This window comes from Shewanella sp. SM73 (genome assembly GCF_025653795.1).
Taxonomy (GTDB): Bacteria; Pseudomonadota; Gammaproteobacteria; order Enterobacterales; family Shewanellaceae; genus Shewanella; species Shewanella oncorhynchi.
In genome coordinates, this window is sequence record NZ_JAKKRY010000018.1 from 95362 (window position 1) to 106254 (window position 10893).

A 10893-nucleotide genomic window follows, 5' to 3' on the forward strand; every position below is an offset into this window, starting at 1 on the left:
CTTCCTAATCAGTCGCTTTCAATAAACGGGCATAATAAAACCCATCCATATTGTCTTGTCCTGGCGTGATTTGCCAACCTATATCCTGTGGCGAATTTTGCTGGGCAAGTGTGTCTAGCTTAGCATCTACCGTTCTATCTAAAAACGCACTGATCTGGTCGCGGTTTTCCTGCGGTAAAATCGAACAAGTGGCATAAAGAAGCGTGCCACCGGGTTTTAGCCACTTCCAGCAATGATCGAGAATTTGCTGTTGTAGTTCAGCCAACTCTTCGATGTCATGGTTTTTTCGCAACCATTTAATATCGGGATGGCGGCGGATCACTCCTGTGGCTGAGCAAGGCGCGTCCAGTAAGATACGATCAAATTGTCCGCCTTGCCACCATGAGTCTATGTTGGCCGCATCACCATGGATAAGCTCCGCTTTTAATGATAAGCGGTCAAGGTTCTGTTGCACACGCTCAAGGCGTTTGGCATCAAAATCAACAGCCACTAATTTGATACTCGGCTCAAGTTCGAGTAAGTGACAACTTTTGCCACCGGGTGCCGCGCAGGCATCGAGTATTAATTCATTCGCTTGCGGGGCTAATAAGGTCGCCGCCCATTGTGCCGCGCCATCTTGCACTGATGCTGCACCTTCATGAAAGTGTGGCAGTGTGGCGACATCCTTTGGATGCACTAGGAGAATGGCATCGGCACTGCTGCCTTCGCTCGCTTCAATGTCGATTTCGGCTAGGGCTGCGAGGTATTCGGCACGGCTCTGGGATAAGCGATTGTTACGCAGCCACATGGGCGGGCGTTCATGGCTTTGTTGAATGATGTCTTGCCACTGCTCGGGATAGGCTTCTTTTAAGCGCTTAATTAACCAAGCGGGTGTGTTATAGCTTAAGGTATCTGATTCTGTGTTTAGCGGCGATAGCTGGCGCTGAATATTGCGCAGTACACCATTAACCACTTTGACCATGCCTTCAAATTTTAATTGGCGACAGGCTTCGGCGGTTTCTGAAATTGCGGCGTGGCTTGGAATACGAGTGAAGTACAGTTGATAGCAACCTACGATCAGGAGCTGGTGGATAATCCTTTGTTTGCCTTTAAGTGGTTTCTCTAGGCATTCACTGATGCGTTTTTCTATTTGCGGCAGAGTGCGCATCACGCCGTAACAGATCTCGGCAAGTAGGGCTTTATCTTTGCCGCTGGCAAGATGCTTTTGTTGATCAGGCAATGCCACTGACAGTGACACGCCTTTTTCTAATACTTCGAAGATGGCTTTCGCAGCCAGCGCGCGCAAGTTCATGATTATTGTGCCTCGTTTGCGAGGCGAGTATTCGGGCTAAACCATTCACCTCGAGCATTGAGAATATCGGCAACATTGAGTGGCTTTTTCCCCGGAAGCTGCATACTCAGCAGGGTTAACACACCATCAGCGGTGGCGACGTCTATGCCTTTTTTGCTGGCGCTGATAATAGTGCCCGGAGCAGCTGTGCTGGTGGTTTCGCTGACTTGGGTTTGCCACACTTTAATAGTGTTACCTTGGTGCTCAAAGTAACTCACAGGCCAAGGATTAAAGGCGCGGACTTCTTGCCAGAGTTGTTTGGCAGATTTATTCCAATCGAGTCTGGCTTCTTCTTTGCTGAGTTTTTCTGCGTAGTTCGCTAAGGCTTCATCTTGTTTTTCAGCGGCTAAGGTACCGTTTGCTAAACCCTCGAGGGCTTGCAATAGGGCAACGGGACCTTGTTCTGCCAGTTTCTCGTAAAGGCTGGCTGACGTGTCGTTATCTTCGATCGGCAGATAGGTTTTAAGCAGCATGTCACCTGTATCTAAACCCACATCCATCTGCATAACGGTCACGCCGGTTTCTTTGTCGCCGGCCCAAAGTGCGCGTTGGATCGGTGCGGCACCGCGCCAGCGTGGCAAAATAGAACCATGAACGTTAATACAACCTAAACGCGGTGTATCTAACACGACTTTTGGCAAGATCAGACCATAGGCTACGACCACCATGATATCGGCGTTGAGTGCGGCAAGTTCTTGTTGCGCGGGTTCTTTACGTAATGAGCCGGGTTGAAACACTGGAATACTATTGGCGATAGCGAGTTCTTTTACTGGGCTGGCGGTCAGTTTCTTGCCGCGGCCAGCGGGTCTATCGGGCTGAGTGTAAACGCCAATCACATTGTGGTGTGAGTTCAACAGTGCTTGTAAGTGGCGAGCGGCAAAATCCGGTGTTCCGGCAAAGATGATGTTGAGTGGTTTCAAATCTGATCCTATGCTTCTTTGGCGTCCAATCGGGCCGCTTTTTCAAGTTTTTGTTTGATCCGCTGACGTTTTAGCGGCGACAAATAATCGACAAACAATTTGCCTTTGAGGTGATCCATCTCGTGTTGAATACAAATGGCAAATAGCTCATCGGCCTCAACTATAAATTCGTTACCGTGCCTGTCTAAGGCTTTTACCGTGACAAATTCGGCGCGATCGACTTTGGCGTAAATCCCCGGAACCGACAGGCAACCTTCTTCATTGCAGAAGTCACCGCTACTGGCGATAATTTCAGGGTTGATAAACACTTTTGGTCGTTCGACTTCATCCTGTAAGTCCATGACAATGAGTTGTTTATGGTAATCAACTTGGGTCGCGGCCAGACCGATACCTTTTTCTTGGTACATGGTTTCGAACATATCATCAATTTGAGTCTGCAGCTCGGCATTAAACTCTGTGATGGGTGTGGCTTGTGTTCGTAATCTTTCGTCAGGGAATTGTAATACTTTTAATAGTGTCATACATAAACTCTTAACAAGTCTGTCAAATCTCTGCCAGTTAGTTATACTGACTGATGCTAATGAGTTAATTTTAATCTTTAGTGCCTACCAATAACAGTAAAAGCTCAAACTAAGAGTTAAACAACATGGAAATACCCATGAAACGGTTAATTTTACTCGCGTTAATGACATTCAATTGCACGTTTGTTGCCGCAGATACCCTGACGCTTAAGGCGGGGCATCCTGAGTCATATGTAGTGAAAAAGGGCGATACTCTTTGGGATATCTCCGCCGCGTTTCTGAATGACCCATGGAAATGGCCGAGTCTTTGGGATGTAAACCCACAGATTGCTAACCCCCACCTTATTTACCCTGGCGATCAACTCACTCTAGTATTTATTGATGGTCAGCCCCGCCTTGTGCGTAATGGTGCTACTGTCGATAGTGCTAAACCCCATGTAAGAAAGAGTCCCGAGGGACGTGTTATTGCTAAGAGTAATGCTATTCCAGCCGTTGATTTAGCTTTGATTGAACAATATTTAGTGCAGAATCGGGTCGTTGAGACTCACTGGCTTACTGAGCAACCTATGGTGCTGGCAGGTGAAAGTCCATCGCGTCACCATATTGTGGGTGATGTGATTTATATTGATGCTGAACTGCCAATAAACCAAAAATATGGTATTTACGAACGTGGTCGCGAGTTTTTCAATAAAGAGTCAGGCGAAGCGTTAGGACAAGAAGCCATTTTGTCGTCTACTGGGCAAGTGATTGAGTCTGGTAAGGTTTCAAAAATTAAGTTGCTAACGAGCTTTCGCGAAACCAAAGCAGGCTTCAGAGTATTGCCGATGGAAAGTGATTCCTTGATGTCAGCTTACTTTACTCCTAAACCTGCGGAATTAAAGATACCAGCTTTAGTGTTAGCAACAGAATCAAATTTGCGTGAAGCGGGTAAGTTGAATGTCGTGTACTTAGATAAAGGCACTCAGGATGGCGTCGAGCCTGGGGTGGTATTTTCTATTTACCGTGATGGTGAGGTTATTGTTATCAACAATGATGGTATGCCGGTTCCTGCAATTGAACGTACTGCCTATGATAACCTAATGGCGTCAGTCTCTTCGGATCGTGCAGTTAAGATGCCGGATGTTTATCATGGTAAGTTGTTAGTGTTTAAAGTTTTTGATAAGGCGAGCTTAGGTTTGATTGTCTCCACCGAGCGGCCTGTTCGTGTCGACGATAAGTTAATCGCCCCAGAATCTTTAGCCTTAAGAGGTCTATAATCTCTGAAAATTTGGTTGATTGGTTAGTTGTTTGTGCTGTATCTGGGCTAGGACCCGCTCGGATCCAACAATTATTAACGCACATGGAAGTGGACGACCTCAGACAAAGGTTAGAGCATGAGAGACAAGCGCTACCTTTATCTGATCATCTGCTCCATAGCCTTGTTATTGATTATCAAAAAGTGGATGTCGCCCTCGAATGGCAACAGCAAGCCGCCGATCATCATCTGCTTTGTTTCTCTGATCCGCTTTATCCACCATTATTAAAACAACTCTCAGATCCGCCCGCCGTCCTGTTCGTTAAAGGTTGCTTAGAGGCGTTAGCCCTTCCTTATCTTGCTATTGTTGGCAGTCGTAATGCTTCTCCAGGCGGATTGCAGGTCGCTTATCAACTGGCTGCTGAGATGTCCTCAATGGGATTTGGTATCTGTAGTGGCATGGCGATGGGGATTGATGGGGCGGCCCATAAAGCCTGTGTTGACCATCAAGGGCGCACTATTGCCGTACTAGGAACGGGCATAGAGATCATTTATCCACGAAAACATCGACAGCTTTATCATGATATTCAGCGGCAAGGCTGTATACTTAGCGAGTTTTGGCCCGATACTGGTCCCTTTGCGGGTAATTTCCCAAAACGAAATCGCATTATTAGCGGTCTATCTTTAGGTACTCTTGTGGTTGAAGCCTGTCGCAAAAGCGGCTCTTTAATCACTGCTAGGTTGGCGATGGAACAAGGGCGTGAGGTGTTTGCCGTTCCGGGCTCAATCTTAGGGGGTTACCATCAAGGCTGCCATGATTTATTACGTGATGGAGCAAAGCTTGTGGAAACCGCTGCCGATATAGTGGAAGAGTTGGCAAGTTTAACCGCTTTCCACCTTGAAGAATTGAAGTTATGCCACCATATACAGCAAGACGAGATTTGTAATTTGCCATTTTCGTCTCTGTTAGCTAGTGTAGGTTATGAAACTACATCAATTGATGCAGTCGTTGAACATAGTGGAAAAACGATAGATCTGGTGTTAGAACAAATGCTTGAACTTGAGTTGCAAGGTTGGGTAATAGCAGTACCCGGTGGTTACGTCAGAGTAAAGAGGAGCTAGCCATGTTTGATATCCTCATGTATCTATTTGAAAACTATGTTCACAGTGAAGTTGAACTACTAGTTGATGAAGACGAGTTAACCAAGGAACTCACTCGTGCCGGATTTCATCAATCCGAGATTTTAAAAGCGTTAACTTGGTTGGAGCGCTTAGCTGAATTACAAGAAGGGGATAAACCTTATCTTTGTAATCACGATCAGCATTCGTTTCGTATCTATACAAAGGACGAAATGGACAAGCTGGATGTAGAATCCCGCGGTTTCTTGTTGTTTTTAGAGCAAGTTAAAGTGCTGAATGTCGAAACCCGTGAAATGGTGATCGATAGAGTTATGGAGTTGGATGAACCAACCCTGATTTTAGAAGATCTCAAATGGGTTATCTTAATGGTGCTGTTTAATGCTCCTGGCCATGAGTCCGCTTATGAGCAAATGGAAGATTTGATCTTCGAACAGCCCGAAGGCCGACTGCATTCTTAATTGTTGTGACAGATGAATTATGAGAGAAAGGAGGCTAAGACCTCCTTTTTTGATGCCATAAATTCCTTGATGGCACTGCGCTTGATATCCTAATGCGCTACGACAGGTGGTGAATGATTATGTCTAAGATTGATGAACAATTATTTAGTGCCCACGAACACGCACTGGAAAAAGAATACGAACTTTGTCCTGAATGTGGCAGCGAGTTATCGGTTAAACACAGTAAGCACGGCGGTTTTATTGGCTGTAATAATTACCCTAGCTGTAATTACACTCGACCCTTAGTGCAGCACGAATCTATTGAAACTCAAGTGATTGAAGGTTCTGTATGCCCTGAATGCGGCCACGAGCTGGCGGTAAAATCTGGTCGATTTGGGATCTTTATTGGTTGCACTCAATACCCTAGCTGCACGCATATTGAAAAACAGGATCAAGCGAGTGACAAGCCTGACATTCCTTGCCCTGAATGCAAAGCGGGTAAGCTTGAGCACAGAACGAGTCGCTTCGGAAAGAGTTTTTATGCCTGCAGTGCTTACCCTAAGTGTAAGTTTATTGTGAATTATCCTCCGGTTGCTGAAGCTTGCCCGAGTTGTGGTTTTGGGATCTTAGTCGAGCGTAAAGGTGCGGCTGGGATGCGTTTAGAATGCCCGCAAAAAAGCTGTAAATACAAAAGACCACTTTAGTTTATTGTGTGACCTGCATCTTAATATTTGGCCGATGAAAGTGGCTTGCGTATAATCCTCGGCTGACCGCTGATGGGGCGGTCAGTATTCGAATTTATCCAATAATTTGATTGTTGAAATCGACAATACTCAAAAGGTGATCCTAAGATGTTGCAGCTGCACCCATCTGACATAAAAGATATTGTGCTTAACGGTGGTGTTATCGCTTATCCAACCGAGGCCGTTTATGGCCTAGGTTGCGACCCAGATAATGACACCGCTATCCAAAAGTTATTGGCTGTAAAACAGCGCCCATGGCAAAAGGGACTGATCTTAGTCGCCAGTGATTTTCAGCAGCTTTTAGCTTATGTTGATGAATCGCAATTAACGGCTGAGCAGCTCGAGTTTGCATTTTCCAAGTGGCCGGGGCCTTTTACCTTTGTAATGCCAATCAAAGTGCAGGTTTCAAAATACCTCTGTGGTGAATTTGACTCTATCGCAGTGCGAGTATCAGCCCATACTGGGGTGCAAGCCCTGTGCCGCGCGCTCAATAAACCTTTAGTGTCGACTAGCGCTAACCTTGCGGGTGAAGATCCAGCATTAACTGCCGATGAAATTCTTGCAGATTTTACAGGTAAAATTGATGCACTCGTATTAGGTGAACTCGGTGAGCAACGTCAGCCCTCGACCATTATCGATGCGCGAAGCGGTAAGATTTTACGAAATGGACAATGAGCAAACCAATAATAAGGATAACAAGATGAGTGTGCCTGATGTTGCAGTGGTAAAAGCGTTTTTAATCGATCTACAAAACCGAATTTGTGCTGGTTTACAGGTGCTGGATGGCCAAGCTACGTTCGCCGCCGATTCATGGACTCGCGCCGAAGGCGGTGGTGGTACGAGCCGAGTATTAACCCAAGGTGCAGTGTTCGAGCAAGCTGGGGTTAACTTTTCCCATGTGACTGGCGCTGCTATGCCTGCGTCGGCTACGGCGCATCGCCCTGAGTTAGCGGGCCGTAGTTTTGAAGCTATGGGCGTTTCTTTAGTGATTCATCCTAATAATCCTTATATCCCAACGACTCATGCCAATGTGCGCTTCTTCATTGCTCAAAAAGAAGGTGCCGATCCCGTGTGGTGGTTTGGCGGTGGTTTTGATTTAACACCTTATTATCCATTTGAGGAAGATGTGCGCGAGTGGCATCAAACGTCTAAGGATATTTGTGCGCCTTTCGGGGATGAGGTTTATCCCAAGTATAAGAAATGGTGTGATGAGTATTTCTTCCTACCGCATCGTAATGAAACCCGCGGCGTGGGTGGATTGTTTTTCGATGACTTGAATCAAGAAGGATTCGAGCAAAGCTTTAGCTTTATGCAAGCCGTGGGTAATGGCTTCTTAACGGCCTATGCGCCGATTGTCGAGCGTCGTAAAGAGACTGAATTCGGTGAGCGTGAGCGTCAGTTCCAACTCTATCGTCGTGGTCGTTATGTTGAGTTCAACTTAGTCTACGACAGAGGCACTTTGTTTGGCCTACAGACGGGCGGCCGTACCGAGTCTATCTTAATGTCGATGCCGCCATTAGTGCGTTGGCAATATGCTTATACGCCAGAGGCGGGAAGCCCAGAGGCAGATTTGTACGATAACTACCTCAAACCCCGCGACTGGGTTTAGCCAGTAATCTTATGAAGTGGATACAGCATCCACTTTATTGATTACGCATATGATCGGCCAGAGTTGAAATCGCCTCAAAGATGGCGGCTCGATGCTCTGGCTTTTTAATGTGTTCTTCAATCGCAAATTTCATACAAAACAGCCATTGATCGCGCATCACCTCATCGACGGCGAAATACATGTGTCGTGCTCGCAATGCAGGATGACCATATTTCTGCTGATAGAGCTGCGGCCCGCCGAGCCAACCACTTAAAAATTCGAACAACTTCTGCTCTGATTCCGCAATTGGCGCTCTATGAATGGCAAGCAGTGTTGTTGTTTCTTCAGAGCTTGCCATCTTCTGATAAAAACATTTGGTGATAGCGCGGATCACTTTTTCGCCGCCGATTAAGTCGTAAGCGTTAGATTGGCTCGGATCGCGATCATCCTGCGGTGGAGTGTGTTTGCTAAAAATCTTTTTAAGCCAGTTCATTGGAATAGTCGTTCACTAAAATAGAGAGTATTGAGCCGATGGCGCATTATAGCGTGAAACCCAACGTGAAATTTAGTTGAACATAATTCGTCTTGCCTAGGCTCAAAAGCGCGGTAGACTGCAAAGCCATTGAACCTAAAATTTAATATCGCTATGACAGACAGATACGCAGTGTTTGGCAATCCAATTAGCCACAGTAAATCGCCGTTCATTCATGGACAATTTGCCGCGCCCACCCAAGAGTTATTAACCTATGAAGCCATTCTTGCTCCGGTCGATGGTTTTGAAGCCTCTCTGACGGCGTTTTTCAATACGGGCGGCAAGGGCGCGAATGTGACAGTGCCTTTTAAGGAGCAAGCTTTTGCGCTGTGTGACAGTCTCAGCCCAGAGGCCAAGCTTGCCGGCGCGGTAAACACCTTAAGTTTATTGGCCGATGGCACTATTCGCGGTGATAACACCGATGGCTTAGGGCTGGTGGCCGATCTCATCGCTAACTTAGGCAGCCTGCAAGATAAGCGCGTGTTACTTATTGGTGCTGGTGGTGCGGCGCGCGGTTGTATTCTGCCGTTATTAAATGCGGGAATTGCGCAGATGATCATCAGTAATCGCACTCATACTAAGGCACAGCTTCTGGTCGATATCTTTACTTCGGTGGATAACGGTGCTTTCGCAAATAGAGTCACCGCCGTAGAAATGAATGAGCTTGTGGGCGAGTTCGATGTCATCATCAATTCAACCTCGGCGAGTCTTGCGGGCGAGTTGCCACCTTTGCCAGCACATATCATCACCACCCAAACCGTTTGTTATGACATGATGTATGGCGCCTCGGTCACCGCGTTTAACCAATGGGCGCTATCTCAAGGTGCAGCTAAGGTTATTGATGGGCTCGGCATGTTAGTCGGACAAGCGGCTAAGAGTTTTACCCTATGGCGAGGTATCGAGCCCGACACTCAAGTGGTATTAAATCTTTTGAGGGATAAACTAATGGCCGAGCCTAAGTAGGAAGCATGAATCAAAGTATTCTTTTCCCCGAACTGCAATATTGGGACGACGCCCACAAGCGAGTCTGCTTTATCGCGCAGTCACAGGGGATGAACATCAAGTGCTATATCAGTGTGAATAAGTTAGCCGAGCTGAATGATTTCTCTGAACAGCCGAGTGCCAATGAAGCCGCCGCTATGCTGGCATTGTTTGATGCGGTGAGATTTGATGCCGAAGAAATGGCGGAAGACTTAATTGAAGCCGAAGAGTTTGATGAGTTTGGGGCAGTACACTTAGGCTAAACTTATCGAACTTAGATACTTTTCTGAATCAGCGAATAGCAAAAGGCGGTAGAGACTCAATGAGTCTCTACCGCCTTTCTTATATAGCTATAGTGACACTAAGCGACTAACTATAAGAGATTGGCTATAAGTGATTAGATGTTTTGTAACTCAACTAAGTATTCGTTTTTCAGTCTGACATAGTTGTCGGCAGATTCTGGCAAAAAGGCAATTTCGGCTGGCGTTAATGGGCGAGCCTGCTTAACTGGGCTGCCTACATATAAATAGCCACTCTGTAATACCTTGCCCGGTGGCACTAAAGAACCCGCACCTAAGATCACATCATCTTCTAAAATCGCACCGTCGAGAATTATCGCACCCATGCCTACTAATACTCGGTTACCGACTTTGCAACCGTGAAGCATAGCCTTGTGACCAATAGTCACATCATCACCAATAATCAGTGGATGACCATCGGGACGAGCAGCTGACTTACGCGTTACATGCAATATGCTACCGTCTTGTACGTTCGAGCGCTTACCAATACGAATATGGTTAACATCACCACGCGCCGCCACCATAGGCCAAATACTGGCATCAGTATCTAACGCAATATCGCCAACAAGCACCGAAGCTTCATCTACATATACGTTATTGCCTAATTGAGGATGAATACCTTGGTAAGTTCTGAGTGGCCCTGACATAGAAAAGTCCCTAATTGAGTGGTTTTTAGCATTATAAAGGTTAAAAACTAGCGGGTCAGGTCAAATATCCAACGAACAGTGAGAAAATGACAATTATCTTAAAAATAGGGGTTGCGGACTTTCTTAATCTCCCTATAATGCGCATCCACTGACACGGCAGACAGCGAAAGCAAGCTGACGAGTTAGGTTGAATTGAGTCGCTTTTAAGCACTTAATTCAAGCGCAGCAAGAAGTTGTAAAATACTCCTTGACGCGAAACGGGAAATGCGTAGAATGCACGACCCTGAGCTGATGAAGCATCAGCACGACCCGCCGGCAACGGTATGTGGTCAACGCTCTTTAACAAGATAAAACAAGAAATCTGTGTGGACACTCACAGGTGTTGAGTTAATCGAAACTGCTTAACCTTCGGGTTGGCAGTCAAAAATTTAAATCAATGTAACAATGAGTGTTCATAGTAATATGTACAGTTTGTTTCTTTAGTTAGAAACAAAAAATCAGAATTCATTGAGCCGCTGAAG

The 10893-nt window shown here is 46.1% G+C and carries 13 protein-coding genes; 8 read left to right on the top strand and 5 right to left on the bottom strand.

The window, feature by feature from the left end; genetic code table 11:
* Positions 1 to 4: 4 nt before the first annotated feature.
* The 3 genes from rsmB to def are packed head-to-tail and all read right to left on the bottom strand — an operon-like array spanning position 5 to position 2771.
* Positions 5 to 1291 carry a 16S rRNA (cytosine(967)-C(5))-methyltransferase RsmB gene (rsmB, locus tag L5M51_RS19935; RefSeq protein ID WP_263174265.1) on the bottom strand — a complete coding sequence of 429 codons (1287 nt, stop codon included), beginning with the start codon at positions 1289 to 1291 and terminating at the stop codon, positions 5 to 7.
* A gap of 2 nt (positions 1292 to 1293) precedes the next feature.
* Positions 1294 to 2250: a methionyl-tRNA formyltransferase gene (gene fmt / locus L5M51_RS19940; RefSeq protein WP_131524501.1), complete on the bottom strand. Its 957-nt coding sequence runs from the start codon at positions 2248 to 2250 to the stop codon at positions 1294 to 1296.
* 8 nt (positions 2251 to 2258) lie between these two features.
* Positions 2259 to 2771, bottom strand: a complete 513-nt coding sequence (def, locus tag L5M51_RS19945) for a peptide deformylase (RefSeq protein ID WP_206766142.1) — start codon at positions 2769 to 2771, stop codon at positions 2259 to 2261.
* A gap of 125 nt (positions 2772 to 2896) precedes the next feature.
* On the opposite strand from def, the gene L5M51_RS19950 reads away from it, so the two are divergent.
* The 6 genes from L5M51_RS19950 to hemF all read left to right on the top strand — a co-directional run bounded on the left by L5M51_RS19950 (position 2897) and on the right by hemF (position 7934).
* Entirely contained in the window at positions 2897 to 4027 is a 1131-nt protein-coding gene (locus tag L5M51_RS19950) for a LysM peptidoglycan-binding domain-containing protein (RefSeq protein ID WP_131524499.1), read from the top strand.
* Between the two features lie 83 nt (positions 4028 to 4110).
* Positions 4111 to 5127, top strand: a complete 1017-nt coding sequence (dprA, locus tag L5M51_RS19955; protein WP_168827568.1) for a DNA-processing protein DprA — start codon at positions 4111 to 4113, stop codon at positions 5125 to 5127.
* Between the two features lie 2 nt (positions 5128 to 5129).
* Positions 5130 to 5603 carry a DUF494 family protein gene (locus L5M51_RS19960; RefSeq protein ID WP_006083793.1) on the top strand — a complete coding sequence of 158 codons (474 nt, stop codon included), beginning with the start codon at positions 5130 to 5132 and terminating at the stop codon, positions 5601 to 5603.
* 119 nt (positions 5604 to 5722) lie between these two features.
* Positions 5723 to 6286, top strand: a complete 564-nt coding sequence (locus L5M51_RS19965; protein WP_105253028.1) for a type I DNA topoisomerase — start codon at positions 5723 to 5725, stop codon at positions 6284 to 6286.
* Between the two features lie 147 nt (positions 6287 to 6433).
* The gene (locus L5M51_RS19970) at positions 6434 to 7000 is read left to right on the top strand and encodes an L-threonylcarbamoyladenylate synthase (RefSeq protein WP_263174272.1); all 567 of its coding nucleotides are present in this window, start codon (positions 6434 to 6436) and stop codon (positions 6998 to 7000) included.
* 25 nt (positions 7001 to 7025) lie between these two features.
* On the top strand, positions 7026 to 7934 hold the full coding sequence (gene hemF / locus L5M51_RS19975; protein WP_263174279.1) for an oxygen-dependent coproporphyrinogen oxidase: 909 nt from the start codon (positions 7026 to 7028) through the stop codon (positions 7932 to 7934).
* 34 nt (positions 7935 to 7968) lie between these two features.
* Here the strand turns inward: hemF and L5M51_RS19980 are convergent, their stop codons facing one another.
* A complete protein-coding gene (locus tag L5M51_RS19980; RefSeq protein ID WP_263174274.1) occupies positions 7969 to 8406 on the bottom strand; it encodes a group II truncated hemoglobin in 438 nt (145 codons plus the stop codon).
* 153 nt (positions 8407 to 8559) lie between these two features.
* On the opposite strand from L5M51_RS19980, the gene aroE reads away from it, so the two are divergent.
* Both aroE and L5M51_RS19990 read left to right on the top strand, forming a co-directional pair.
* Positions 8560 to 9408, top strand: a complete 849-nt coding sequence (gene aroE / locus L5M51_RS19985) for a shikimate dehydrogenase (protein ID WP_263174281.1) — start codon at positions 8560 to 8562, stop codon at positions 9406 to 9408.
* 5 nt (positions 9409 to 9413) lie between these two features.
* Positions 9414 to 9689, top strand: coding sequence for a DUF1488 domain-containing protein (locus L5M51_RS19990; RefSeq protein WP_113941387.1), 276 nt, complete (start codon positions 9414 to 9416; stop codon positions 9687 to 9689).
* A gap of 134 nt (positions 9690 to 9823) precedes the next feature.
* Here the strand turns inward: L5M51_RS19990 and L5M51_RS19995 are convergent, their stop codons facing one another.
* Entirely contained in the window at positions 9824 to 10372 is a 549-nt protein-coding gene (locus L5M51_RS19995) for a gamma carbonic anhydrase family protein (protein ID WP_168827558.1), read from the bottom strand.
* Positions 10373 to 10893 lie beyond the last annotated feature (521 nt).